Origin of the sequence: uncultured Marinobacter sp. (genome assembly GCF_913055835.1) — a bacterium.
GTDB lineage: Bacteria > Pseudomonadota > Gammaproteobacteria > Pseudomonadales > Oleiphilaceae > Marinobacter.
Genome location: NZ_CAJXKQ010000011.1, coordinates 13,338 through 38,712, shown reverse-complemented (window position 1 = coordinate 38,712; position 25,375 = coordinate 13,338). Strand labels below are relative to the sequence as shown.

General features: G+C 51.2%; 22 protein-coding genes and 2 pseudogenes. 15 read left to right on the top strand and 9 right to left on the bottom strand.

Annotation, left to right across the window (positions count from 1 at the left end; genetic code table 11):
- Positions 1-37: 37 nt before the first annotated feature.
- The 3 genes from QZ534_RS08165 to QZ534_RS08155 all read right to left on the bottom strand — a co-directional run bounded on the left by QZ534_RS08165 (position 38) and on the right by QZ534_RS08155 (position 4,235).
- The gene (locus QZ534_RS08165) at positions 38-199 is read right to left on the bottom strand and encodes a hypothetical protein (RefSeq protein ID WP_296933536.1); all 162 of its coding nucleotides are present in this window, start codon (positions 197-199) and stop codon (positions 38-40) included.
- A 303-nt stretch (positions 200-502) separates the two neighbouring features.
- On the bottom strand, positions 503-2,095 hold the full coding sequence (locus QZ534_RS08160; protein ID WP_296933534.1) for a 2-oxo acid dehydrogenase subunit E2: 1,593 nt from the start codon (positions 2,093-2,095) through the stop codon (positions 503-505).
- A 19-nt stretch (positions 2,096-2,114) separates the two neighbouring features.
- Positions 2,115-4,235 carry a transketolase C-terminal domain-containing protein gene (locus QZ534_RS08155; RefSeq protein WP_296933532.1) on the bottom strand — a complete coding sequence of 707 codons (2,121 nt, stop codon included), beginning with the start codon at positions 4,233-4,235 and terminating at the stop codon, positions 2,115-2,117.
- A gap of 259 nt (positions 4,236-4,494) precedes the next feature.
- Here QZ534_RS08155 and QZ534_RS08150 point away from each other — a divergent pair.
- Positions 4,495-4,690 (top strand): annotated as a pseudogene (locus QZ534_RS08150) (transposase); the annotation flags it as partial.
- Between the two features lie 139 nt (positions 4,691-4,829).
- Here QZ534_RS08150 and QZ534_RS08145 read toward each other — a convergent pair.
- Both QZ534_RS08145 and QZ534_RS08140 read right to left on the bottom strand, forming a co-directional pair.
- Positions 4,830-4,953: pseudogene (locus QZ534_RS08145) on the bottom strand (transposase); the annotation flags it as partial.
- 71 nt (positions 4,954-5,024) lie between these two features.
- A complete protein-coding gene (locus QZ534_RS08140) occupies positions 5,025-5,945 on the bottom strand; it encodes a LysR family transcriptional regulator (RefSeq protein WP_296933530.1) in 921 nt (306 codons plus the stop codon).
- 138 nt (positions 5,946-6,083) lie between these two features.
- On the opposite strand from QZ534_RS08140, the gene mdcA reads away from it, so the two are divergent.
- The 11 genes from mdcA (at position 6,084) to QZ534_RS08090 (ending at position 17,288) form a co-directional block, all read left to right on the top strand.
- Positions 6,084-7,745: a malonate decarboxylase subunit alpha gene (gene mdcA / locus QZ534_RS08135; protein WP_296933528.1), complete on the top strand. Its 1,662-nt coding sequence runs from the start codon at positions 6,084-6,086 to the stop codon at positions 7,743-7,745.
- Complete coding sequence (locus QZ534_RS08130) at positions 7,745-8,608, top strand: triphosphoribosyl-dephospho-CoA synthase (RefSeq protein ID WP_296933526.1); 864 nt, start codon at positions 7,745-7,747, stop codon at positions 8,606-8,608. The genes mdcA and QZ534_RS08130 overlap by 1 nt, the downstream gene beginning before the upstream one ends.
- Positions 8,609-8,620: 12 nt before the next feature.
- Positions 8,621-8,932 carry a malonate decarboxylase acyl carrier protein gene (gene mdcC / locus QZ534_RS08125; RefSeq protein WP_296933524.1) on the top strand — a complete coding sequence of 104 codons (312 nt, stop codon included), beginning with the start codon at positions 8,621-8,623 and terminating at the stop codon, positions 8,930-8,932.
- Entirely contained in the window at positions 8,929-9,780 is an 852-nt protein-coding gene (locus tag QZ534_RS08120) for a biotin-independent malonate decarboxylase subunit beta (RefSeq protein ID WP_296933523.1), read from the top strand. The genes mdcC and QZ534_RS08120 overlap by 4 nt, the downstream gene beginning before the upstream one ends.
- Positions 9,773-10,585, top strand: coding sequence for a biotin-independent malonate decarboxylase subunit gamma (gene mdcE / locus QZ534_RS08115; protein WP_296933656.1), 813 nt, complete (start codon positions 9,773-9,775; stop codon positions 10,583-10,585). The genes QZ534_RS08120 and mdcE overlap by 8 nt, the downstream gene beginning before the upstream one ends.
- Entirely contained in the window at positions 10,578-11,234 is a 657-nt protein-coding gene (locus QZ534_RS18885) for a malonate decarboxylase holo-ACP synthase (protein ID WP_366935815.1), read from the top strand. Before mdcE ends, QZ534_RS18885 begins: the two co-directional genes overlap by 8 nt.
- Entirely contained in the window at positions 11,228-12,106 is an 879-nt protein-coding gene (locus QZ534_RS08110; RefSeq protein WP_296933521.1) for an ACP S-malonyltransferase, read from the top strand. Before QZ534_RS18885 ends, QZ534_RS08110 begins: the two co-directional genes overlap by 7 nt.
- A 523-nt stretch (positions 12,107-12,629) precedes the next feature.
- Positions 12,630-13,913: a TRAP transporter large permease gene (locus tag QZ534_RS08105; RefSeq protein ID WP_296933519.1), complete on the top strand. Its 1,284-nt coding sequence runs from the start codon at positions 12,630-12,632 to the stop codon at positions 13,911-13,913.
- Positions 13,914-13,939: 26 nt separating this feature from the next.
- Positions 13,940-14,923 carry a TRAP transporter substrate-binding protein gene (locus QZ534_RS08100; protein WP_296933517.1) on the top strand — a complete coding sequence of 328 codons (984 nt, stop codon included), beginning with the start codon at positions 13,940-13,942 and terminating at the stop codon, positions 14,921-14,923.
- A gap of 93 nt (positions 14,924-15,016) precedes the next feature.
- Positions 15,017-15,523 carry a TRAP transporter small permease subunit gene (locus QZ534_RS08095; protein ID WP_296933515.1) on the top strand — a complete coding sequence of 169 codons (507 nt, stop codon included), beginning with the start codon at positions 15,017-15,019 and terminating at the stop codon, positions 15,521-15,523.
- Positions 15,524-15,797: 274 nt separating this feature from the next.
- Positions 15,798-17,288 carry an amidase gene (locus QZ534_RS08090; RefSeq protein WP_296933514.1) on the top strand — a complete coding sequence of 497 codons (1,491 nt, stop codon included), beginning with the start codon at positions 15,798-15,800 and terminating at the stop codon, positions 17,286-17,288.
- A gap of 221 nt (positions 17,289-17,509) precedes the next feature.
- Here the strand turns inward: QZ534_RS08090 and QZ534_RS08085 are convergent, their stop codons facing one another.
- The 4 genes from QZ534_RS08085 to QZ534_RS08070 form a co-directional block, all read right to left on the bottom strand.
- Positions 17,510-18,445, bottom strand: coding sequence for a LysR substrate-binding domain-containing protein (locus QZ534_RS08085; protein WP_296933512.1), 936 nt, complete (start codon positions 18,443-18,445; stop codon positions 17,510-17,512).
- A 689-nt stretch (positions 18,446-19,134) separates the two neighbouring features.
- Positions 19,135-20,373: an FAD-binding oxidoreductase gene (locus tag QZ534_RS08080; RefSeq protein WP_296933510.1), complete on the bottom strand. Its 1,239-nt coding sequence runs from the start codon at positions 20,371-20,373 to the stop codon at positions 19,135-19,137.
- A gap of 73 nt (positions 20,374-20,446) precedes the next feature.
- On the bottom strand, positions 20,447-20,791 hold the full coding sequence (locus QZ534_RS08075) for a RidA family protein (RefSeq protein ID WP_296933508.1): 345 nt from the start codon (positions 20,789-20,791) through the stop codon (positions 20,447-20,449).
- Between the two features lie 14 nt (positions 20,792-20,805).
- On the bottom strand, positions 20,806-21,543 hold the full coding sequence (locus tag QZ534_RS08070) for a TetR family transcriptional regulator (protein ID WP_296933506.1): 738 nt from the start codon (positions 21,541-21,543) through the stop codon (positions 20,806-20,808).
- A 265-nt stretch (positions 21,544-21,808) separates the two neighbouring features.
- Here QZ534_RS08070 and QZ534_RS08065 point away from each other — a divergent pair, with 265 nt between their 5' ends.
- The 3 genes from QZ534_RS08065 (at position 21,809) to QZ534_RS08055 (ending at position 25,369) form a co-directional block, all read left to right on the top strand.
- Positions 21,809-22,423: a YitT family protein gene (locus QZ534_RS08065; RefSeq protein ID WP_296933504.1), complete on the top strand. Its 615-nt coding sequence runs from the start codon at positions 21,809-21,811 to the stop codon at positions 22,421-22,423.
- Positions 22,424-23,061: 638 nt separating this feature from the next.
- Complete coding sequence (locus QZ534_RS08060) at positions 23,062-24,381, top strand: DcaP family trimeric outer membrane transporter (protein WP_296933503.1); 1,320 nt, start codon at positions 23,062-23,064, stop codon at positions 24,379-24,381.
- Between the two features lie 424 nt (positions 24,382-24,805).
- Positions 24,806-25,369 (top strand): recombinase family protein, encoded by a 564-nt coding sequence (locus tag QZ534_RS08055; RefSeq protein ID WP_296933501.1) that lies wholly within the window; start codon positions 24,806-24,808, stop codon positions 25,367-25,369.
- Positions 25,370-25,375: the final 6 nt, after the last annotated feature.

Below are 25,375 nucleotides of genomic sequence, written 5' to 3'. Positions count from 1 at the left end.
TCAGACGATCGGTCTGGTGGAAATACCCAGTTCCCGTTCACTGCCGTTCGGTTTTCGGGATGCCCACCCCACGGACGGGCTGTGGCCGATAGGAGCTGCTTAGCAGTTGATAGCGAAGCTCCTGCTCCAGCAGGCCTCGCCCTGCCCCCTCCGATTCTCGTCGCAGTAGTCCTGTTTCATCGCTGGCTACTTCCGACAAGGCGCTTGACGCTCCTTCTCGTTCGGCCCTTCACCCTGAGTCAGACTACTATAGCCTCTGCTGACTTCTCGCTCCGTGTTGCCACGTCGGCCTTCCGCAGTTGTGCTTCTCTTCGTTCGCTGTGGCCAGCTCTCGGCAGGACTTTCACCTCCAGGGGCCCGTGCCGGGCGCACAAAAAAGCCCCCCGAATGGGGGGCGCAAAAGAGGGGTACAGTGATGTAAAACCCCTAATGATCCACAACGCTTTATGGAGCTCTTTAAGACTCTGGCAAGCCAGATGGCTACCCAGCCCAAGGGGAACATTTAGCTCCCCCAGTCATTTATGCATTCCACAAATTTTGATAGAAACCGGTTGGTTTGGTGGGCATCGACAGCCCTATGATCGATCGTTAATGTCACATAGCACATTGGCCTGATCTTGAGCACATCCTCACCGTTGACCTCTTCCACCTGCACGCGTTTTTCCATCTTACCCACCCCAAGGATGGCTACCTGGGGTTGATTGATGATGATTGGTGCCGCCAGTAAGCTGCCACTGACACCATGATTGGAGATGGTGAACGTACCCCCTGACATGTCATTGCGCGTCAGCTTACCTTTGCGGGCCTTATCGGTCATTTCATCGAGAGAACGTGCGATATCAAACAACCGCATGTTCTCTACATTCCTGATGACAGGGACTACCAAACCCTCATCACCCAGAGCTGCACCTACACCGATGTTGACTTCATCGAAAATTTCGAGACGATCCTCATAGAAGCGAGCATTCATCTGTGGAACTAACTTGAAGCAATCCACCAGGGCCGCAAGGAAATATGCGGTAAAGGTCAGGTTGACACCTTCGTCCGAGTATTCCTTCTTATGCCAGCGTCGATGGTCGATCAGGTTCGTCATGTCCATCTCAAAAACACTGGTCACATGCGGAGCCGTCTGCAGACTTTCCTGCATATGGGAGGCAATTGACTTGCGCATGGCAGAGTGCGGGACACTGTGAGCGCGAGGAGTGTTGGACGATGAAGCGCCGGTTTCCGGCCTGGTCGCTGGTTGCCCTTCGCCACGCTTGACGCCTTCTCTTTCAGAGTCTCTACCCTTACGACCCTCTGTCTTGAGGTAGACAACAACATCGCCTCGGGTCACCCGACCGCCACGTCCGGTACCCGGTATTGATGACAGATCCAGATCGTGTTCGGCTACCATCCGGCGTACCGCTGGCCCCACCAGATGGCGGGCCTCGTTTGAGCCCACCCCTTGGGGGGCGTTCTCTTTTACATTTTCATGAGCTGCCTGTACGGGCTCATCACCCTGATCATCAGTTCCCAAATTGGCCCGTGATTGCTGGTCCTCAGACAGCGCTCTAAACCTCGCCAACACTTCTCCTGGAACAACATCGGCTCCAGGCTCCGCAATGATCTCGGACAGGCTACCAACAGCCGGCGCACCGATCTCCATAGTTACCTTGTCCGTTTCCAGCTCGGCAATCGGTGCTCCTTTATCCACCTGTTCGTTGAGCTGCACCAACCAGGAAGCCAGAACCGCAGTTGTGCCCTCCTGCTTCCCCTCTTCCAGCGTGATATCAATGAGGGGCGCTTCCTCCTTCAGAACCTCAGACTGAGACGAGGTGTCGACCTTCTCTTCCGTCCCATTCCTCGACGCTGGCGCGTCCTCCGACTCTATATAACCCAGAATGGAATTAGTCGTAACCTCATCGCCAGCGCTGACTTCAGTGCTCTTCAGATAACCGGAGGCTGGGGCTGCCAATTCCATGGTGACTTTATCCGTCTCCAACTCCGCTATCGGATCGCCTTCTTGTACCACAGTATTTACTTCGACCAACCAGTGCGAAAACGTAGCGACCGTGCCTTCCAGCTGATCTTCGGATAACCTTATTACCGTCATGTCATTTCTCTCCGTCCGATCAGATTTCCAGCAGATCTTGCATATTTTCACGAATGCGCTGCTCACTCGGCAGAGCAGCCTCCAAAAGGTGGAGGTTGTGCGGACTCGGCATATCTGGTGTTGCCATCCGGCGGATGGGCGCATCCAGACTGAAGAAGCAGTCGTCTGCCAATATTGCGGCAACCTCGGCTCCAAAGCCCGCGGTCAGGTTGTCCTCGTGCACTATCAGGCAGCGTCCCGTCCGTGTCACAGATTCTACGACAGTTGCCTTATCCCACGGCTGCAAAGTGCGTAGGTCAATGACCTCAACCCCGTCCAATCCCTCAGCTGCCTTGTCGCAGCGCTCAACCATGGCCCCCCAACACACCACGGTCAGGTTGTCACCTTGACGCAGGATCTTGGCCTTGCCGAAGGGAATGATAAAGTCATCACCTGGATAGGGACGACGGGCCCACGCGGCGTCGAGCAGGTGGCGATGTTCGAAGTAGATCGTCGGATTATTATCGCGCAAGGCATATCTCAACAGACCTACTGCGTCCTCGGCATTGGAAGGCATGGCCACTTGCCAACCGGTTTTATGAACCCACTCCACCTCATCGCTCATCGAGTGCCAGGGGTCACCACGTTTTGCAAATCCACCGGGAATTCGCACGACCATTGGAGCCGCGAACTGATTGTTAGTGCGCCAGCGCATGATCCCGGTATCCGAAAGTTGTTCTGCGGCTGGCTCTGCATACTTGCGAAACTGTATTTCCGGCACCGGCATCAGTCCCGCCAAGGCCATGCCAACCGATCGACCTATAATTCCGTCCTCGGAAAGACTTGTGTCGAAGACGCGATTCTGACCATATCTCTCGTGCAGGCCCAGAGTGGCAGCATGCACGCCACCCTTGGGGCCCACGTCTTCGCCGAATACCAGCACCTTGGAGTTAATCTCCAGTTCGTGATACAAGGTCTTACGAATCGCCGTCAGCATGTTGAGCCGGCTCCCCTCGGGGTGCGCCACCTCAGTGCTTTGTGGGAAACGGTGACCGCTCGGCAGAAGCCCTCCTCGTAATTGAAGGTCTGGCGCTCCGTCTTCCCCGGTTTCCGCGAAGACATAACGAGTTAGTGACGAGATATCCGGTTCCGGACGTTGCTCAGCACTGGCAATAGCTTGGCGTACCCGTTCCTCTGCGCGCCGCTCGAGATCTGCCCAGCCCTGTTCGCTAAGTTCGCCAGCCTCGATCAGCCATTGTTTTAGCCTGGGCAATGGGTCTCGGGACTGCTCAGACTCGATCAGCTCCTTTGACTTGTAGGTCTGGGTGTCTTGACAGGTGTGGCCGCTCAGACGGGGCACTTTCAAGCGCAAAAGACACGGTCCCTCGCCACTACGAACATGCTCGACTGCTTCGCGGATAAGTTCTGGCGTAACCTCCGGATCTGTGCCGTCGCCATCGACGAATTTCAGGCTCTTATAGGCCCTGAGGTTTGCGACCTGGTCGCCTCCAGGAGTCTGTACCTCCTGAGGCACCGATATGCCATAGCCGTTATCTTCGATATAAAACAGATGGGGCAACTTATAAGTTGTGGAAATATTCAACGCAGCCCAGAATCCACTGGTGGACATCGACGAGTCGCCGCCCATGGACACTCCTATGGCACCATGATATTCGGAGTTCTTCAGCTCATCACGGTGATAGGTGATTGATTGCGCCCATCCGGAAATGGGTGAATATTGTGAGCCCACTCCACCACAGGTCGGAAACATCATTCCTCCAACCTTGGCTTCAGTTCCTCCGCTAACGCCAGGATAGTTGCTTACCACACCTATATCGCGGCCGTTACTATACCCCCCAGAGCGAGCGAGAGGGCTTGCCACAGCATCTTCCAAATCGACACCTACAGCCAGCGCGAAGGGGCGTGAGCGGTAATATCCTGCGGCAGCGTCATGCTGGTGCTTCATCATTCGCCCAAGTAAAACCTGCGCAAAATCATGACCACGGGCAGAAAATTGGTTGAATACCTTTTTGCCGGGAACCAATTCCTTCTCTTCAATAGAATCAATCGCCCTTGATAATAAAACTATCCATGCCACCTCTTTCATCACCGGCAAAGAGAGCGAGCTATTTCGTTTGTTGGCTTCAACAGCTAGCGCCATAACATCACCTTCTTGTTGTTTCTAAAAAAAGTCTAAGACCTTAATTAGAGCAACAATACCACCGATAACGAGTAATTAATGTTCAAAAATAATCCCGAAATATTAAATATAGAATTAATGTTGCATTTTTAACTTAGTTATTGAAATATTATTACCCTTCTTGGTTAATCGCATTGAAAATGTAGACTTTCTGCCCCCTAAAATCGGTGCATGCGCAATCAGAGTTCTCCAGCCTACAATGAGGCAAACGGAGAACGACATGAGGAAGTCAAGGTACAGCGAGTCACAGATCGTCAAGATCCTAAAGGAGGTCGAGGGCGATCGCCTGGCCAAGGAAGTCTGCCGGGAGTGCGGCATCTCCGACGCGCCCCAATAATTGGAAATCCAAATACGGCGGCATGGAGGCTTCTGACGTGAAGCGGCTGAAGGAGCTGGAAGAGGAAAACCGCCGGTTGGTCAGGTGAGAACTACCCACGCGATTCGAGCCAATTTATTGGCCGGAGCGGCAACAACCTTGTTGAACGGCATTCGTCTTTCGAAGTCGTTGATCCACGCCCCGAAACGATCCCTTTCTCTGTTCAGATGCAGAGTGCAACTACGAGCACCATGTACTAGCAAGTGTCTTAAAGGGATTGCCAGATTTGCTGATCCCACCTAGGGTGGTTTTACCTCCCGTCGAATGCTGCTTTGGAGCTAACCCCAGCCAAGCCGAGAAATCATGGTGTAAACATCCCTGTTTCAGGTTTAAACAAAGCTAAGCTGCGAGTTAGGGCCAAAACTAGTGGATCATCATTCGGATGATTTCAGTTCATTGGCATAAATTCGGCCCTCAGCAATACAAGCGAGGATCCGTGGGTCTCTCTCGCGGCTTGCCAGACATATCATTGATATCTCTTGTCGAATCTCCCCTAGCTCCTTTACCGGATAGAGTTTGATTTTGTTTTTGAAGGCAGCCTCTACTCGTTTCGGAAGGATGGCATAACCCAGCCCGGCGCTTACCATGCTGATCAGCGAAAAAATGTCCCCCACTTCCATCACGACGTTTGGCTCGAATCCCGCCCGCTTGAACGCTTTATAACTGTCACTGTGAGTCGCAAAGTCCTGAGTTAAAGCGACGAATGTATTGTCCCGATAGTCCGTAAGCTCGAGTGCCTCACCATTTCCTAAGTCAGAGTCGGCTGGGGCAGCAAGGAGCATCTCGTCATCAAACAACGGCAGATGGACGTAATCGTCGTTGCGTGCTCCAGGCTCTAGGGATACAAGTGCGACGTCCAGATCCAGTGACCGCAGTTTATCGAAAAGAATCCCATTTGAATCAAGAGTGAGTTCGATGTTGAGCTCACTTCTGCGCATTTTCAAACCCGTGATAAGCCTCGGGACTGTGCTCAAAGTGAGAGAGTAAAGTGAGCCAATTTTAAACTGATTTGAAAACAGGCCTGCCGTTTCTCTTGTCGATTTCACCGTCTCATCTAGCAAAGACAGAATCTGCTCTGATCGCTCAGCGAGCACTTCAGCGCTTGGTAACGGTTTCAATACACGACCTTCTTGTTGGAACAGCGGGCACTTCAACCCTTCCTCCAATGAGTGAATAGCCCGATGTACACTAACGGCACTTATATCGAGCCTTTCTGCCGTTGCCGACAAAGTGCCTGTCTCCATGAAGGCGAGGAAAATCTCCAGTTTTCTCAGTGTCAGTGACTCATCAATCACGCCAGAGCTCTCCACTATCATCTTTCCTGTTTGCCTATCATTACTCTCAAGTTAACCGTTGGTCAATCTGCTTGATTGATGCGCAGGTACGGAGCTTTTAACGTTTAAAACACGATAACGGGCTACATAGGATCGTCCATGACCAGATCTGCGAAAACCTCAATCAACTGGCAGAGCCGCCGTCAGGATAAAAACGAGCGAATGGCTGGAATTGAAAACCTGACCGATGGAGTCGTGATTCCCACCGATGAAATCACAACAGTACTGGAGTCCCTGTTGAGATCGGGTGATAAAGTCACGCTTGAGGGCAACAATCAGAAACAGGCCGACTTTCTCTCCAGATCGCTAGGAAAGGTAGACCCTGGCATTGTAAACAATCTGCACATGATCATGCCCAGCGTCGGTCGTCCCGAGCATCTGGATCTATTCGAGAGGGGCGTCGCTCGCAAGCTCGACTTTTCATTCTCGGGACCTCAAAGCTTACGGATTGGCCAGCTGATGGAGGACGGGTTGCTCGAGGTAGGTTCAATCCACACGTATATTGAGCTGTACGCGCGAATGTTCGTCGACCTGAACCCAAGAGTTGCATTGCTGGCGGGCTTCAAAGCAGACCGTGCGGGCAACGTATACACTGGCCCCAGCACCGAAGACACCCCGGCTCTAGCCGAGGCTACTGCATTCAGAGATGGCATCGTTATTTTTCAGGTTAATGAAATCGTCGACGATGTATCTGATCTACCGCGTGTTGATATCCCTGCTTCCTGGGTGGATTACGTCGTAAAAGCTGACCAGCCGTTTTTTATTGAACCTCTGTTTACTCGTGATCCCAGGCTTATCACTGACCTGCACGTCCTCATGGGCATGATGGCAATCAAGGGTATCTACGAACGCCATCAGGTCCAGTCACTCAACCACGGCATCGGCTTCAATACGGCGGCAATTGAGTTGCTTCTGCCCACCTATGGAGAATCACTGGGGCTCAAGGGCAAGATTTGTCGTAATTGGACTCTTAATCCCCATCCCACTCTTATTCCTGCCATTGAGAGCGGTTGGGTCGAAAGCGTCCATTGCTTTGGCACAGAGCTAGGCATGGAAGACTACGTAGCAGCTCGGCCAGATGTGTTCTTTACCGGTAAGGACGGTTCTCTGCGCTCAAATCGCGCGTTTTGTCAGTTGGCCGGTCAATATGCGGTCGACATGTTTATTGGTTCCACGCTGCAAGTAGATGGCGATGGAAACTCCTCTACCGTGACCCGCGGGCGGCTCGCAGGTTTTGGTGGCGCGCCTAACATGGGGCACGATCCGGGTGGCCGGCGTCATGCATCCAAGGCGTGGTTGGATATGAAGCCAGATGATTCGCTTTTGAGCAAAGGGCGAAAACTGGTTGTGCAGATGGTGGAAACATTTCAGGACAGTTCCCAACCGACCCTTGTTGAGGAGCTGGATGCTTTGGCAATGGCTCGGGACTACCAGATGCAGCTTGCCCCAATAATGATCTACGCGAGCGATGTCACCCATGTACTGACTGAGGAAGGCATCGCGTATCTCTATAAAGCTAAATCGCCAGAGCAGCGTAGGGCGATGGTTGCTGCAGTTGCAGGTGTGACTCCAATTGGACTCAGCCGGGATCCTTCAGAGACTGCGCAATTGAGAGCAGAGGGTCTAGTCGCTTACCCGGAAGACCTCGGTATCCGTCGCAGTGATGCGACTCGGGATCTGCTAGCTGCCAAGAGTATCGGAGAGCTGGAAAGATGGTCTGACGGTTTGTACAAGCCGCCGGCAAAATTCAGGAGTTGGTGATGACGCACACGGTCTTTGCCAATCCACCTTCGCAGTCGCGCAATCGTCAACTTGGTGGCCTAGCCCTTTGGTCTCTGGAACAAGAAGCAAGACTGAGCCCAAAGCCTGGCCTCGTCGACAGCAGGGGCACCGGGGCGCATAGCGACATGACGTTATCTCTGTTGCTTAAATCTGCAGAATGCCTCGAGCCATGGTTCGTTCAAATGTCGCAGGCAGCCTTTTGTTCAAAGACTGATGGTGAGTTGCGCAGCCAAATCGGCTGGCTCGGCCGCAAAGCTGAGCAAAAAATGTTGGCAGTGACTGAGGGTGTTAATACTCATCGAGGCGCGATTTGGGCGTTGGGATTACTCGTAACCGCAGCGGCAACTCATTCAGACAGTGAGCAAGGTTTACTTGCGCGTGCGGCTGAGTTGGCCTGCCTGGCGGATCCGAACGCTTCTGAATCGGCATCGCCGACTAATGGTCAAAGGGTTTTCGAAAACTACCGTCTTCCGGGTGCCAAAGAGCAGGCCCAATTGGGCTTTCCTCACCTTCGTGATCTCGGATTGCCATTTCTAAGGCAGAGCCGAAAAAACGGCGATCCAGAATCAGTAGCACGGCTAAATGCTTTGCTAGCCATCATGACAGAGATCACCGATACCTGTGTTCTCTCTCGAGCAGGTCTGACTGGCCTCGAAACGATGCAGAAAGGAGCGATGGCGGTGCTTGCGTCTGGTGGCAGTGGGTCATTTGGTGGGCGAAAAGCGTTGGCTCAGCTCGAGTTAAAAATGCTCGAACTGAATGCCTCTGCAGGCGGAGCTGCCGATTTGTTGGCGGCCACTCTTTTCGTCGATCGTTTGTTTTCGATTCAACTAACAACTTAAACAGGAATTGTTATGCAAACAATAGATTTAACTCGGCCGGGGCGGACAGAGTTCTTGAGTCCTGTGTTGGTTGGTTGCGTCGGATCGGGAGATCTCGAAGTACTGATTGAGTCTGCACCCGAGCCCGTCGCATCTATATCCATTAAGACATCCGTCGTCGGCAGTGAGGTTCGCTGGCAGCAGATTGTTGATGCAGTGGATACCGACCTAGAGCTTCCGGCGATGAAAATGAGCATCCACGATTTTGGTGCAACCCCAGGAGTCATTCGACTGCGAATGGAACAGGCCCTTGAATTGGCTCGGAAGCAGGAGGTGCCGGCGTGAGTTCAAGTCAATCGAAAGGTTTTGTGGATTTAAGTGCCCGTAAACGAGTCGAGATACTTTTAGACCGGGGAAGCATGCACGAGCTGTTATCTCCTTTCGACAAAGTTACGTCCCCGTGGTTAGAGAAACAGGGAATCGTGCCCCAGTTTGACGATGGTGTCGTTGTGGCAAAAGGCACTATTGGCGCCAAAAGCACTGTAATCGCTGCGATTGAAGGTAGTTTCCAAGGGGGGAGCCTAGGCGAAGTTGGAGGTGCAAAGATTGCCGGATTGTTGGAACTTGCTCTTGAGGAGAACAAAAAAGGCAATCCGACAGCTGCCGTTCTGCTTTTGGAATCCGGTGGTGTGCGCTTGCAGGAGGCTAATCTTGGTCTGGGAGCCATTGCAGAAATCCAGGCGGGAATTGTCGAACTTCGAACCTATCAACCTGTTGTTGGGGTGATCACAGGGCCGGTTGGCTGCTTTGGTGGAATGTCGATTGCGGCAGGGTTATGTAGCTATCTGATCATGACGCGTGAGGGTCGGTTGGGATTGAACGGCCCACAAGTTATCGAACAGGAAGCGGGCATCGATGAGTATGATTCAAGAAACCGGGATTTGATATGGGGGCTTACTGGGGGAACGCAGAGGTTTGCCACGGGACTTGCGGACGTCTTAGTTGATGACGATGTTGATGCCATGTGTAAAGCAGTCCAAGGCTGCTTGGCCAAGGGAGTTCCGGCCCACCATCGGAGTGATGAGATTTTGGGGTCGCTTGAAAACCTTCTGAAGGTCGACACCAGTAAGCAAATCACCGCTGATGTTGCCTATCAAATTTTGACTGGAGTAGCCAAGAATGACGATAAGTGAGAATAGCGGTAGTTTGCGTGGGCGCCGTTGGTTTGACGCTCTGACTCATTCAGCTGGCAGAGAGGGGCCAGCCCCATCACTACAGGTGGCTGAGGTCAATATCGCCGGGCAACACTGTTACGTTTTGCTAGTCAAGCCTGAGCCAGAGAATGTGTTCCCGAGAGCGCGGGCCGGAGAGGTCGGTTTGCTTGAGGGGTGGGGAATTGCGCAAGCCATCGATTCGATAATTGAGGCTAACACCCAAGCGATGGCAAAACCTGCAGTTATAGCAGTAGTCGATGTGCCGAGCCAGGCTTATGGGCGCCGAGAAGAAGCTCTGGGCATTCATCAGTCATTGGCGGCTGCTGTCAGTGCTTATGCGCGAGCTCGTCTTGCGGGCCACCCAATTGTTTCTTTGTTGGTTGGCAAGGCGATGTCAGGTGGTTTTTTAGCCCACGGTTACCAAGCTAACCGGATTCTCGCTCTCGGCGACGAGGGCGTTCAAGTTCATGCAATGGGCAAGGCCGCTGCGGCAAGGATCACTTTGCGGACAGAGGAGGAATTGGATCAATTGGCATCAGAAATTCCGCCAATGGCCTATGACCTCGAAAACTATGCTTCGCTCGGAATGTTGGACGCGCTCATCGAGGTGAGTTCGGCTGATTCACCAGACGATCAGGATGTGGAGCGGGTAAAGGGCGAGATCGCCCACGCAGTGTCGGATATCAAGCCCGGCGATGTAAGCCTTCGCCGGCGCCTGGCTGGAACCAATCGCAAAGCATCGCGGCTTGTTCGGGAGATGATGCGTGCTCAATGGGATGCCTAGTATCTTCAGGCCACACGACCTCCTGTGGATATGTCGCAGTGCGCTGAAGAAGCCAGAACTTGATGCCGGTTCAATTCCAGCTTGGGTGTCGAGGGGGAAAGGGCCAGTCGTGGTACGGAGAGCAGAGACTCAACCAGGGTTGGTACCTGTGGGCATTCGAGGGTCGAAAAGAGAGGAGCGTTTCGCCGCTCTCGCCCCCGAGCAAGCCGTGGAAAAAAGCGTGAGTCCTTTCGCGCTGCGAGCCGCCAAGCTCTGGTTGCAACACCCTGAGCGAGATCATCACCCCGTGCTCCGGACGCTTGGTAGCGTCGCTTGCATTTTGAACGAGGAGGAACTGGATTGGGGGATAACCGGAAGTCTGGGGTATGAGCTCGCAACTGGTGATCCCCAACTGCGTCCTGGAAGTGATCTGGATTTGGTGATAGAGCGGCCGACGCCGATGTCGAGACACCAGGCTGAGAAGTTGATGACAAAGCTAACTGGGCACCTATGCCGAATTGACGTGCAGGTTGAAACACCAGAGGGCGCGATTGGTTTGTCAGAGTGGGCCCGGCCTTCTGGAAAAGTTTTAATTAAAACATCTATGGGGCCGAGATTGACCGAATCACCCTGGTCGGCGCCGCACGAAGGGGGAGGCACGCATTGTTAACTGCATATACGTTCCCGGGTCAAGGAGCTCAGCGTGCCGGAATGCTCGGCAGATTACCACAAGATGCAGAGACACGTGCCCGGGTTTTTGAAGCTGAAGCCATACTTAGACAGCCGTTATGGTCGCTCGATAGCAGTGAAGCCCTTCAGGATACCCGAAATGTTCAACTTGCCCTTCTGCTTAGTGGTGTCACCTGGGGGGAATACATGGTGCGTCGCACAGGGGCGCCGGATTATGTGCTTGGTCTCTCGATCGGGGCCTATTCGGCTGCTGTCCTGGCGGGGAGTCTGCAATTCAGCGATGCTGTCCGGCTGGTTGATTTTCGAGGAAGGCTGATGCAACAAGCATATCCCTCTGGCTATGGGATGATGGCGTTAACCGGCCCACCGCAATCTGAAGTGGAAAAAGCTGTTCTTGGGCAAAGGGAAAGGGGGGCGCTAGTTTATCTCGCTAATCTCAACAGCGACACTCGATTTGTTCTCGCGGGAGAAATAGCTGCGCTTCAAGATACGGCTCGGGTGGTCCGCTCCAGAATTCCTTGCTCTGAAAAGCTTCTGGATGTTGCGGTGCCCTCACACTGTGAATTGCTTACAGCGCAGGCTGATGAATTAGAAGCCGCCTTCCGGTCCGTGGATATCAACCGACCCCACTCGAAGTATGTCAGCGCTAGCTCTGCAAGAGTATTGTTCACACCTGAAGCTATTCGCCAGGATCTGGCTCGGAATATGTGTTCACAGATGCGTTGGCATGAGAGTTCGTTAATGCTTGTTGAGAGAGGGGTCCAACAGGTTATCGAGACGCCTCCTGGAGTAACACTTACCTCTCTTTTTAGGCGTGTTTTGCCTGACGGTATTTGTCGGTCCGCGAATTAAACATGAGCGCCGTTGGAACCTGTTAGAGTTTTGGGCGGGGTTTAAAGGGCAGTCCTGAAGCATTGATACTCAAGAGTCGACGGTTAAGCCCTAGAAGCTCGCTTTTCGAATCCACGCAAGCCTCAACCTCTGTATACGAGAGTTTCCGTCCAGTAGTCGATAATCGAATAATAGATGCTATTTCCGATAGCTATGAGTAGGCCACAGAGAATGCTTACTCTCCATGCCACCGAGCACTTCTGTAAATTCTTCAGGTCATTCAGTTGGAAGTTCCAATTTTGTTTTTCGTTGGTAACCGCCACATTTATGACGACCGCTCCCAACAAAGTTGTGCAATGCCGGACTGTTAGTCGCTGGAGGCGCCGCTGGCTGTGAACCGTTAATCAGTCTTTCTCGCATTACTAAAGGGTTATGTGAACCAGGAGTTTTGTGATTTGCTAGCTGTCAAGACGGCACGTACGCTTTTGACAAAGATCAACAAAATACTTGCTACTCCCATGCGGAGTCAGATTCGGAGTCTGATATGGCATATGCTATCGCGGCTTTTTTTGCGTTTCTATTCGCTGGAACGGCGTTTGCCTACCTCGTGGGGGGAGCAGCGGTGGTGGCATTCGTCGCCGCAGGTTATCAAGATTACATCGCAATTTTCCCACAGCGAATTTTTTCTCAATTAAACGTCTTCGTTTTCATGGCGATGCCTTTGTTCATCCTCACCGGAGAGATCATGAACCGGGCGGGTGTTATGAGTGCAATGATCGACTTTGCCATGGCGTTAGTCGGTCGACTTAAAGGCGGATTAGGTCATGTGAACATCATGACAAGCCTCTTCTTTTCCGGTATTTCGGGTTCGGCGGTGGCGGATTCGGCCGCTGTTTCCAATTCTCTGATACCCGCCATGCGAGAGCGTGGTTATTCCCCCTACTATGCGGGTGCCATCACTGCAGCATCTTCAATGATTGGGCCAATCATCCCGCCCAGCATCATTATGATTGTCTATGGTGGCCTAACAAGTACCTCGGTGGCAGCTCTCTTTGTTGCCGGCATCCTTCCGGGCTTGTTGTTGGCGGTTCTGTTGTTCGGGTTGAATGGCTGGATGGCTCGTCGCAACAATCATCCGGGCGGCAGTGGCGTTGAGGTTCCCCCTCTGCTTGCCAGCTTCAAGAGAGCCGCCCCGGCCTTGTCCATACCCCTAATCATACTGGGAAGTATCGCATTCGGCGTGGCGACTCCCACCGAAGGTGCTGCCATAGCGGTTGTCGCTGCAACCATTGTGGGTTGCCTGACGGGGGGGATGAGCCTAAAGGTCTTTTATCAGGCCATGGAAGCGACCGCGCGTATGACGGGCTCCATTTTCATCATTATCTGCTCTATTGCCGTACTCAGCTTTTTGGCCGGGCTTCTGGGTTGGCCGCAACTTTTGGCGGGCTGGATCGAGGATATCGGGCTTACCGGGCCTTACTACCTCCTACTGTTGGTTGCAGTGCTTCTCGTATCCGGCATGTTCATGGATACGCCGGTCGCCCTGACGCTCTTAGTTCCCTTGCTTGTGCCTACTGCATTTATGCAAGGCATCAATCCGGTGCACCTGGGCATAATGATTTGTTTCAACCTGTGCATCGGCCTAATAACGCCACCACTTGGTAAATGTCTAATTGTCGTTGCGGGGGTCGCAAACATTAATTACTGGAGGCTTGCCATGGCGACCTTACCCTTCCTTGGTGTTCAAGTTGTAACTTTGCTCTTCATCTCATTTGTTCCAGAAATTAGTTTGATTTTGCCACGATTCTTCGGGTTCAAAGTCGACTAACGAAAACCACATAACGGAGGCACGGTATGAAATTACTAAAACCAATCGCGTTGGCGGGAGCCCTACTTTCATTCTCGATGGGCACTATGGCTAAAGACGTCGGTATTGCGCTGGACACAGCGGCTGACCTTGAGATGTCTGGTTCTTACGTATGGGCTCACAACTTTGTTAAAGAGCTTGAAGCCCGGGGAATGGGTGCTAAAGAGATCCCTCGCGGAGCAATCGGAGGGGAATCAGAGAAGCTCGACCAATTAGGAATGGGTCTTTTGGAAGTGTCCCTCTCGGACGTGAAATCGGTTGCACGAATTGATCCTTTTATTTTGGGTGTTCGCTTGCCGTATCTGTTCGACAGTGTTGCCCACTTGGATCGCGCCCTAACTGAAGGTGATGTCCTGTCCAAGGTCAACGACAGTATTGAGAGTGCTAACGTCCGTTTGCTTGCGCTCGTTTCGCTCGGCCCTCCCTCTGGAATCATTACCACGGACCAAGCCGTAACGAAGCCGGAAGATTTGGCGGATTTGCGCATGCGTGCGATCGATGATGTTCAGGTGTCAATGTACGAAGCTTGGGGCTCCAACGGCACTATCGTGTCGTGGGGGGAAGTTCCGGCAGCGCTGCAAACGGGCGTTGTAGACGGTTACATCAATACCGCACTTGTCCCCCTTATGTTTGGGCAGACTGACATCATTGGTTATTTCAGCGATGCCAAAGTCATGAACGGCTTGCGAGCAGTCCTTGTTTCAGATGACTGGTATCAGCGGCTCAGTGCTGACGAGAGAAAGATTGTCGACGAAGCTGTTCAAAGCGCCAATCAGGCCAACCGCGAGTGGCTGGAACAGGCAGGTTCAAAGGCTTTGCAGAGCTTGCAGGAAAGTGGCGTTGAGGTTACCGCTTTGTCCGAAGACGGTCGTGAACGTTTCCGCGAATTATCGCAGTCTATTTATGATCAAACAGAGTTAGGCAGTGACGATCTAGACTTCTGGATAGGTCTTTCTGAGCAGACACGCTGAGTTTCTAAAAAAACATCTGGGCCAGCATCTGAATCAAGTTCCGTTATCTGATGTTGGTCCAGTCAGACATTATCCTCAATAGGCGTAAAGACGATGGTCCGCTCAATACTTGCATTTAGTCACGCTTTAGATTGGCTCGCCCGACGAGGCGCGGGATTTTGCCTGGCATTGATGCTTTTCTTTATGGCTGTTCAAGTGGTAGCCCGATATGCCTTCAATGAGCCGCCTTCCTGGACGGAAGAAATGGCCCGCTTCATGATGGTCTGGGTCGGACTTCTCGGTGCAACGCTTTCCTTTAAATCCAAAGCGGATCCGATCCTTTTCCACGACCCCGCCGAGCACAAGGCGTTCCCATGGAGATTGCTGACAGGCATAGTCAGGGGCGTTGCCGTCGTACTCTTTGTCGTCCCCGTCATCTACTTCAGCATCTACGGTCCGGGGATGGACATGTCTCGTGGCTTTATTGCACGTCAGGCGGGACTTAGCGCAGACAGCCTTGGGTTTCCAATGTCCTGGGTTGTAATATCCGTGCCAATTTGGGGATCCATAATCCTCGTTCATTTGGCCGCACGAGCCTGCGAGATTAAGTTAAATAAATAAATAAACTGTGTGGCTGACTGAAATGTTTTCTTGTCGTCGTAACCAATCGGACCACGCCTAAAGCAATGCTCCGTTATCAGTCAACAAGGAAGAATTTACGGCTTGGCTCGACAATTGCGCAAATAATACAATTATAGAAATAAAGAAATTATCTATTGGCTGGTCTTTTTGACATTCCTAATTTCTCGTGTTTCCGATAAAAAAATTCGAAACATGAGGATATTTAAACTAAAAGTCACTCTTTTTTTAACTGGTTATCAGCGAGATTTCATAAATGATGCCCTGTGATTTGGGGGCTGCTCAAGCCCGACGTCTGCTTTCCTCTAAACAGCTCTCAGTGGTAGAGCTTGTCAAAAGCTGTATTGCCCGTGCCGAATCAGTAAATCCTGCTGTAAATGCACTGGTAAGTTATAATTTTGATTCTTTGATTTCAGATGCCCGCGACGCACAGCGAAAGATCGATCAAGGTGACGATCTTGGGGTTTTGCACGGCCTTCCAATCTGCATCAAAGATATGGTCGATGTTGCAGGGCTTCCTACTACCTACGGTAGTGAGCTGTATAGCGGAAACGTTGCACAAACCGACGACCCAATGGTCAGCCAGCTTCGCCAAGTTGGTGGATTGATCATGGGTAAGACAAATAACCCGGAGTGGAGCGCCGGTGGTAATACTCGCAATTCCGTGTATGGCGTTACCGCCAACCCCTTTGATCTGACCCGCTCAGCCGCCGGGTCATCGGGAGGTTCGGCTGTTGCTGTAGCCTGCGGGATGTCGCCTCTAGCCACGGGCTCCGACACCGGGGGCAGCCTCAGAAGTCCAGCGGCATACAGCGGCGTTGTCGGTTTTCGGCCTTCGCCAGGTGTGGTGCCTGGATCGGGTCGCCCAATGGCCCTTCTTCCACTGTCGACCAATGGGCCCATGGCACGCACCGTGGAGGATGCCGCATTAATGCTGGCGGCTATGATAAGACCGGATCGTGCTGATCCCTGGGTATCTGTCGTACAGGAACGCAGCCATCACAGACCTGAGCTGTATGCCAACTTGCCATCCTATGACATCAGTGAAGCCAAAGTTGCCTTTACACATGATTTTGGCTTCTCGCTCACCGAGGCACTCATTGCCGACAGTTTTTACGAAAAAACCAAGAAGTTTGGCCACTTATTCGGGCGTTTCGAGAGTGACCATCCAGATTGCCAGGGGGCTGACCGGGCTTTTTCGGTGTTACGAGCCGTACTCTTTTCCGGCAAAGTCCGTGAATTAGCGAAGAGTTACCCTGATAAGGTCGGGCCGAACATCCAGGATAATGTCAAAGAGGGAGAGCTTTACTCCGCGCTTGATGTCGCTGATGCAATGCATTTGCAGACGCAGCTATATCGTCGGTGGCAGAACTTTTTTGGAAAATATGACTTTATTGTGTGCCCGACGACAACCATTAGTCCTCGGGATTGGCACGAGCTTTATCCGCAGGAGATCGATGGCAAGAAGACCAATAGTTATTACCATTGGCTTTCAATGGCTTACGCATCGACCTTGGCCGGGCATCCGTCCATTACTCTGCCTGCCGGCTTGGATCGCAACGGGCTGCCATTTGGTTTGCAGGTGATTGGCCGTCGGGGTGAAGACCTAGCTACGCTTTCCTTTGCCCGCGAATTGGAAACGGTATTCAGCGGTATTCCGGAGATGGCTCCTCCCAAGCCCGATATTGAGCGACTCAAAAATGCCAAGCCTTTACGTCTTTCCGAGGGGTTTTTAGGGTTTGCTTGATTTGACTTGCTCACTTCAAACTTACCTAGTTTGGTAAAGCTTGCAAGACATTCATAGAGCGTTGTGGATCCACGAGAGGTTTTGCGTCGCTGTCCTCTCTTTCGCCCCCAATATGGGGGCTTTTTTTGTGAGCTCTGAATTTCTTTTATTTGAGGCCTGAAGTAGTACAGACGCTTCTGGACACGGTTTTCCCTTCTTCCTTGGTCGATATAAATTAGGGGCTAAATACTGACCTGTTGCAAGCATTCTCGAAAGAGATTGCAAGTTTCATTGGTAGAGTCCGCCCTCCAATAACAGCGTACCTCAGTACGCAGCCCCTCAACGTGTAATGGAAGAATGCTCAGTTCTCCCTTTCTGACGTGGGCTTCTGCAAGCCTCTCAGGCATTAGACTGATGAAGGGGGCGATTCTCATAAGTTCAATGTTGAGCATTATAGAGGTGGACTCGATATAACCGGCAGGTAATTCCAGTCCTTCGGAGGCTAGTTGGGAGTCAACCGCTCGTCTTGCTAATGAACCTTCCGCAGGGGCAATCCAGGGCCATGCAACGAGATCCTGCCAGCTTCCATCTGCTCTTGCGGCAAGCGGGTGTGAGGTACCAACTACCAAATGAATCTGCTCATTTAGCAAAGAAAGTTGCTCAATACCCTCCCGAAAGAAAGGTTCCCATGTTCTGACAATCAATATATCCAAACCGCCGCTTTCCAAAAGTGGCAATAACTCGTTGAAATGACCTTCTATGATAGATACAACTGCGGATGGCGCAGTATCTTTTAGCCGTTTAATTGCTTCAGGTAACAGAGTTGGCGAGAGTGAAGATGCAATACCAACCACGACCCTTCCACCTAACCCTCTGTGGAGCGAATCAATATCAAATTCGGCCTTTTCAATTAATTGCATGACCTCACATGCATAGTTGGCGAGTCGCAAACCTATCGAAGTAAAAACAATCCGGTTTCCTTTACGTTGAGTAATAGGCGTTTTCAAAGATCGTTCAATTTCGCCTAGTTGCTTTGAGATTGCTGGTTGAGTTACGTTCATTTCTTCTGCAACTCGGCTCACTTGCTTAACCCTCGCTAACACAGCAATTGTACGGAGGTGCCTGAGCTTCAATTCTGATCTGAAAAATCGTCTAATATCTCTTTCATTGTTTTCCATGAACTCACCCCGTTACTGCACTGCTATGTGAAAAACTTCTTTTATATGTGAGCAAGATAGGGCCTGAACCTAATAGTCATAAATAATAATTAGAGATTTATTTTGGAATTTTTTTTTGGAAACTGTAAGTAATTGTACCTAGTTATTCCGATACTGTGTAATATTTTCTTCCAAGGGGCCGGTAGCGATTGGCCAAACTGGCTAATCATGGAAAAAAGGATGCATGTTTGTGGGGCGCCCCGTCCCAAAGGGGGTCAAAGCCGGGACTTTAACTCTGAACCTTGGGACAGTTGTCATTCTCTGAATTTAGTGCATAGGTCACAAGAGCTCCCGAATTGAATGGTGCAATCGGAAAATCATGTAAATCACTATGTAGCCATTCAAAGATCGTCAATATTTGGCTGGAGGCCGACGGCGGTCAGCGGATCAGTTACCCTATTTGCATTCAGGTCTTGTATTCATCCGGGTGACTCGGAGGTTGTCTTCGCCTAGGTGCTAGCGACGAATTGGAAAGCTGGAAGAGCGAGGATTGTCGGAAAATGGCGCGGGGTCGTGAATCCCGGCCCCTGTAGTTCAGTGCGAAAAGCCCTTTCGTAGCCGCTTGAGGGCCCCCATAAAGGATGAAATCACCTCTGACTTTCGCCTTGGATTGGTGATTCCATCCTTCATGGGGGCTTGTGATTCGTGAGTCAAGCTGAAATGCGGCCATTGGGAGACAGCGCTTCATGGAGCGCTGAGGTTTGACCATCCATTGCTTGCTTCAGCAATATCGCTGTGGTCGGGCCAAGCGTGAACCCTTGGTGGCCATGCCCAAAGTTGAACCAAAGCCCCTTGTGATTAGGCGCTTCCCCGACCAACGGCAGCATGTCGGGAAGGCAAGGACGGGTTCCAAACCACTGCGGCTCATCCAGTCTTTGCCCAATCTGCAGTATGCTTTTCAGAGCTTTGGTTCCACGCTCAAGTTGCCGCGGTTCGGCGGGCGAGTCTCTGTTTACCAGGGCTGCTCCGGAAGATACTCGTAACCCTTGGGTCATGGAGGCTGCTACAACGCCATTGGAAGCGTCCAAAAGCGGCCGTTTTAGTACCAAGGGTGATTCAAAATGGGCGTGATAACCGCGCTTATAGATCATTGGAATTCTATAACCTAAGGTTTTTAGTAGGTCGGGCGCCCAAGGGCCCAGTGCTACGACGGCGGATTCAGCCTCAACCGGCCCATCGTTGCATTCCACACACCAGCCCAAGCTGGTTTGTACTAGGGTTTCGGCGCGGCCGTATTTAAGTGTGCCGCCCCTGTGGTTGAAAAGCTTTGCGTATCGCGCGGTAAGCTCGCCGGGATCTGAGCAGCTCCAGCTTTGTTCCCAATGAACGACACCTGCAGGACATTTTTTCAGAGCAGCTTCCTCCGCGCAGTAGGCGTCGCCACTGAGTATTCTGGAGGTCACGCCATACTCCCTGCGATAGCGCTCCGCTGTTTCCGCCGCGGCAGCGAAGTCTTTGGAGTTACGATATATCATCGCCAGTCCTTCGCGAGAAACAAGTTCCTCGGCATCGGCGTCTGCAATCAGAGGCGTATGATCTGATGTCGAGCGCGACGTCAGTTGGGCATAAATCTCTGATATTTGTTTATGGCGGGAAGGGGCCGAGTGTTTATAGTATGCGAGAAGCGACGGCAGCATTTGTATAATGGCAGATGGATGCCAGAGAACATCATTGCTCAGCCCCAAGCCGTATTTCAGAATGGTCTGTAATTGTCTTGGTAACGCATAAGGTTCAGCTGCCTCGGCCTGAATGATCCCGGCATTACCATAGCTGGTCTCGCTGCCTGGTGCGGAGCGATCAACGAGGATCACGTTATGACCATTTGACTGTAACGCCAAGGCCGAGGAAACCCCGACCATGCCCGCACCAAGCACCATTATTTCAGCCATTCTCCACCGCTCCTTATGTAACTGGATTTCGTCGGATTGATGGCTGCGCCTGGAACGACGCAGCCATCAACAATCAAATCTCCGCGATCACGGTGATCTCGACCCTTGCATCAATCATTAGGCCGCTTTGCACCGTTGTGCGGACAGGCAAAGGAGCGCTGAAATGTTGGGCATATGCGGAGTTAAAGGCTGCAAAATCTTCGGTGTTGGTCAGGTAGCAGGTGCAAGAAACGACATTCTGCATTCCAAGCCCTTCACTTTCGAGGGTGGCCTTGATTCGTTTGAAGCAGTTATGTGTCTGTTCCTCTACACCCTCGGGCACCGTGCCATCTTCTGAAAAGCCTAATTCTCCAGAGAGATAGAGAGTGTTTCCGATTCGACGGGTTTTCGAGAATGGCAGTGATGGTGCTGAATTCATAGTTAATGCCTCCGTTACGAGTTATGTAGGCGCTGAGCACGCCTTTCGAGTCCATCGAGTAGCAAATCGAGCAGAAACTCAAAGCTACCCGCGTATGAAATGTCTTCACCATTCTGCCAACGCAGAACAAATATCTGGTTTGTGATCGTTGGCAGTGCTGCATGAGTACATGGATAGTTTTCGGGGCTGATGTCTTTGACACGATCGGCGAACACTTCCTGCCAGCCGCTGGAATCGCCTGCAGGGGGCGGTGCAAGCTCCATAGTGACAAAGCCTGCCAGGCCGCCGATCAGGGAATTGAATGCATCGCGCAGTAAGCCATCCTTGAAGCCCATGTCTGACAGCGCCGACAATACCGTTTCGACCCAGATAAGGTTTGCAACGCCATTTGATTTCATCTGCGCCCCCAGCAGCGGGGCCACCTTGGGATGCTTAAGAACCAATTCGCGGTAACGGAGGAAAACCTCCCGTAAACGCAGTTTCGGATCCTGGTATTCCGTAAGCCCTTCGGCCAGAGAGGCCGTTATCACTGCGGAGATTTCTGCGAACAGGTCCTCTTGACGTCCACCCACGTGCCAATAAATGACGGTAGGCGAAACCCCAAGGCTGCGGGCAAGCTCTCGGAGTGAAAAGCCAGACAGCCCTTTGTTGTCAATTTGCTCAATTGCCGCCGCCACGACTTGAGCCTTTGTAAGACCAATGGCGGCAGCGCGACCACGACGACGTTTGGGGCGATCAATGGCATCCGACACAGCAGTGTTCCTCGTCCGATGGTTGAAAATTCTTGCTTCACATCAGCTTTTGCTTGTAGCCTTTATAGCACATCGTTCTATTAGAGGGCAATGGAATCCACGGCAGTAACTCCCATGGAGCGAATCGGCTTCCAAGGCCTAGTTGTTGCGAAATTAAGAGATTGATGCAGTTGCGGAAGAGGGCAGGCAACACCTGACGACGAAATAGAAGTAGTTATGACGAGGAGTGCGAAATTCAGGTTCGGTCGTATTCGAGTTAACAGTTATGGCAAACAAAATTGATAAGAAAGCTATTCAGCACACGTATGCTGAGGATGCTCTAGCAATACTGATTGGAGCCTCTATGGTCTCATTGGGTATTGTTTTATTACGGGATGTAGGTGCGCTCACTGGAAGCACTGCAGGGTTGGCCTTCCTGCTGCACTACACATTCGATATTTCTTTTGGTTTGATTTTCTTTTTGATAAACCTCCCTTTTTACTTCTTGGCTATTCGGCGAATGGGATGGGAGTTTACCATTAAGACGTTTATTACGGTCGCGCTTGTCTCCGTTTTGATTGATGTGCATCTGAATTTCATCGGATTTAGTAAGTTGCAGCCATTTTATGCGGCCCTACTGGGAAATGCCATTATGGGAGTCGGGTTTATTGTGCTCTTTAGGCATCAAACCAGCTTGGGGGGTATCAACATACTCTCTTTACACCTTCAGGATCACCATGGCATTCGAGCCGGAAAAGTCCAAATGGCTGTTGATGTATCTGTGGTACTGGCTTCTCTATATGTTGTGAGCTTTCCATTGCTTATTGCTTCTGTGTTTGGGGCTATTTTGCTTAATTTGGTTATTGCCATAAATCATCGTCCCAATCGTTATAGGGCATAAAAATTTCGTTGGGCCATTGAGGCTTGTTAGAGCCTGTAAAGTTGGCGACATAGAGCCATAGCCGTGCTCGGACCGAAGTGTAGTGACAGAGCAAAAGTACGTTCGGGCAACTTGCGTTTTAGTGTTGGACCTCGTTTGAATCTGATTTCTGCCAACCAATGTCGCGTTATCGCTCAACGCGCTAGCGCAGTATTTGCTTCCCAGTTTGTGTGCCAGGGCTGTATTAGCGTCGCAACCCTTCATGGATTCTTCCCTTTAGCGTTCGCATTAGCAAGCTCTGCACCGAGCCACACGTAACCTATATTACCATTTGGTTATTTTGGGTTCGGTTTTTTTGATTTGCCGTCCTGAGATGGTCAACGTAGCCTTTTGAGTGAATAAATTATTATAAATAATAGCTTTTTTTATAAAAAATTATTTTGGCATTTCTTAGGTTTTTTGATATTTAACTTTATCCTTTTTTATAAGTTTTTTAAATTTTCAGTGTTTTGAATAAGGAGGGATATATGAGGGAGATGTAATTCTTTCTAATCTCGCCAAAAAGTATTTGGCTTGGGTTAGTGGTCCGTCTATTCCTATTTTCTCAATATTATAATTTGCATTTACAATAATTTAATTTTTTGTGGAGAGAAAAGATAATGAAAATAGTGCAAAGAAAATCATTACTTTCAACCATAAGCGCTGGCGTTTTAGTTTCGACTTTTTCCTCTGGAGCGATGGGGCAGTCACTGAGAGACTATGACCTTAGAATAAAGGATCTGGAAAATGAGATTAAGGAAATTAAAGAGTATCGAGGGGACCTGTCAAGGGATCAAGAATCGGAGCCGAAGAAATACGTCCGGGCCGGACAAAGCCCGAGAAGCTTCATTGTTCCGGGTACAGAAACTGAGCTTGCGTTTCATGGATTGATTCAACTAAACGTCGCCGTCGGCGAGAATGGAAGCGGCCTTCCCAGCCAGAGCTTATTTGCGCCTACACTTGCCAACACACCATCCGGTGACGTTGAAGGTAAAGATACAGCCACTGAATTTTCAGTGCGTAGAAGTAGATTTTGGGTTACAAGTTCAACTCCTGCAGGGGGGGCAGACCTTAAGACTCATATTGAGATAGATTTTGCCGGGGGCACGGGATCCGAGAGCTTTACTAATAATCATGATCTTAGGCTCCGAAGAGCATTTGCTGACTACAAAAACTGGAGGGTGGGTCAGGACTATTCCACGTTTCTAGATTTCGCCTCTCTCGGGGAACTTCTTAACTATGGGTCGCACGGAAATGCGATTTTCATCCGCCAGCCGCAAATTAGGTACACATCCCCCTTCGATTGGGGCGCTGTAATGTTATCTGCAGAAAATTCGTATGAGAATGATGTGATTACTGTGAGCGGTAACGTGACAGATACTGATCAGGATGACCAAACGGTTCCGGACCTAGTTGCAAGGTTGGATTATAATGTCGGGAAAGTCCATACCTCTACTAAAGTCATGGCTCGCCAACTCAAGCTAGACACTGTCAACCAAGGGGATGATTCGGCTTGGGCCGGTGCGCTAAGCTTAACAACTCGTTTTCCAGTTTTCAGCGATAGTGTTGGGTTGCAGTACAACTATGGGGCACTCGGAAGGTACATGGGGCTTGGTGTCCACCCTGATGCCTTCGTAGCCGATGGACAAATAGAGGGGTTTGATTCCTGGGGTGCCTCTGCAGTCTACACTCACCGGTGGGGTGGTAAATGGAAATGGCGTTCAACGCTGGCATATGCCTACACGAAGGCTGATGAAGATCTTGATGATTTCGGGCCGGAGATTATCGATAGCTCTTCCTCTGCCCACGTGAATTTGGTTTGGAGTCCTATGAAAAACTCGTCACTTGGGGTTGAGCTTGGGCGTTACAGTGTAAAAACACGTTCAGGCGAAGAGCCAAATGTGTTTAGGATAAACGCTAACGCTAAATACGCATTTTAAGCCAAAAAGGCTCGGACACACCTTTGTGTGTCCGAGCCTTTTCGATAAAGCCGGTCTGGGTTGGCTTTTGAGGCCGGATCAGTTTCAGCTCCACCTGGTTGTCATGAGCCCAATGGCCCCCAGGGCCCTGCTGGTAAACTCCGGCCCCCTGAACTGTCCTGACAGCCTGAGTGGTGGGAAGGCCTGACTCGAATGTCCGCTTTTGTTTAAAAGCCGGCTTGGATGACCAGCGCTTCGTTCTCACTGGCGCCGTTCGTGCGCTCCCACATCCTGATCCTAGGTCCCACCTTTGCCGAGCTATGTTTTTATCAGAAAACGGTCGTTTGTTGGACGCTCGGATGGCGCCACGAAAAAACCGCAATTTCCTATTGTTTTATGTCCAACAATCACGTACAAAAAACTATGACTAGAAAAGGTGCGTTTAATGATCATAGGCTATGCGCGGGTCAGTACCCAGGATCAGAATCCTGAGTTTCAGGTAGATGCTTTGGAAAAAGCTGGGTGCGAGCAGATTTTCCAGGAAAAGTTTACCGGCAAAATTCGCGAGCGACCCGATCTGTCGCAGTGCCTTCGTACCCTCCGGAAAGGAGACGTCCTCGTAGTTTGGAAGCTGGATCGGCTGGCACGTTCACTGAAAGACCTGGTTGAGATCGTCCAGGATCTGAATGATCGAGAAGTTGGCTTCAAATCACTCACCGAGGCAATCGACACAACCAGCTCAGGCGGACGTCTGGTATTCCATATCTTCGGCGCACTGGCAGAGTTTGAGCATGACCTAATTCGAGAGCGCACAAAGGCTGGTCTTCAAGCAGCCAGGGCGAGGGGGCGAAAAGGCGGCCGGAAACCATCCATGTCTGATTCGGACGTCCGTAAAGCAGCGGCCATGCTCTCCGACCCTCAAATCACGAAAACAGAAGTTGCGGCTCACTTTGGTGTGACTCGAACGACGTTAAACGCATCACTTAAAAGAATTGGATTGGCTGCCTGAGATAGT

Bases quoted from the DNA above. Each gene is read 5' to 3' on its own strand.
- QZ534_RS08160 (WP_296933534.1), bottom strand. From the start codon at position 2,095: ATGACGGTAATAAGGTTATCCGAAGATCAGCTGGAAGGCACGGTCGCT.
- QZ534_RS08155 (WP_296933532.1), bottom strand. From the start codon at position 4,235: ATGGCGCTAGCTGTTGAAGCCAACAAACGAAATAGCTCGCTCTCTTTG.
- mdcA (WP_296933528.1), top strand. From the start codon at position 6,084: ATGACCAGATCTGCGAAAACCTCAATCAACTGGCAGAGCCGCCGTCAG.
- QZ534_RS08130 (WP_296933526.1), top strand. From the start codon at position 7,745: ATGACGCACACGGTCTTTGCCAATCCACCTTCGCAGTCGCGCAATCGT.
- mdcC (WP_296933524.1), top strand. From the start codon at position 8,621: ATGCAAACAATAGATTTAACTCGGCCGGGGCGGACAGAGTTCTTGAGT.
- QZ534_RS18885 (WP_366935815.1), top strand. From the start codon at position 10,578: ATGCCTAGTATCTTCAGGCCACACGACCTCCTGTGGATATGTCGCAGT.
- QZ534_RS08105 (WP_296933519.1), top strand. From the start codon at position 12,630: ATGGCATATGCTATCGCGGCTTTTTTTGCGTTTCTATTCGCTGGAACG.
- QZ534_RS08100 (WP_296933517.1), top strand. From the start codon at position 13,940: ATGAAATTACTAAAACCAATCGCGTTGGCGGGAGCCCTACTTTCATTC.
- QZ534_RS08095 (WP_296933515.1), top strand. From the start codon at position 15,017: ATGGTCCGCTCAATACTTGCATTTAGTCACGCTTTAGATTGGCTCGCC.
- QZ534_RS08090 (WP_296933514.1), top strand. From the start codon at position 15,798: ATGATGCCCTGTGATTTGGGGGCTGCTCAAGCCCGACGTCTGCTTTCC.
- QZ534_RS08085 (WP_296933512.1), bottom strand. From the start codon at position 18,445: ATGGAAAACAATGAAAGAGATATTAGACGATTTTTCAGATCAGAATTG.
- QZ534_RS08080 (WP_296933510.1), bottom strand. From the start codon at position 20,373: ATGGCTGAAATAATGGTGCTTGGTGCGGGCATGGTCGGGGTTTCCTCG.
- QZ534_RS08075 (WP_296933508.1), bottom strand. From the start codon at position 20,791: ATGAATTCAGCACCATCACTGCCATTCTCGAAAACCCGTCGAATCGGA.
- QZ534_RS08065 (WP_296933504.1), top strand. From the start codon at position 21,809: ATGGCAAACAAAATTGATAAGAAAGCTATTCAGCACACGTATGCTGAG.
- QZ534_RS08060 (WP_296933503.1), top strand. From the start codon at position 23,062: ATGAAAATAGTGCAAAGAAAATCATTACTTTCAACCATAAGCGCTGGC.
- QZ534_RS08055 (WP_296933501.1), top strand. From the start codon at position 24,806: ATGATCATAGGCTATGCGCGGGTCAGTACCCAGGATCAGAATCCTGAG.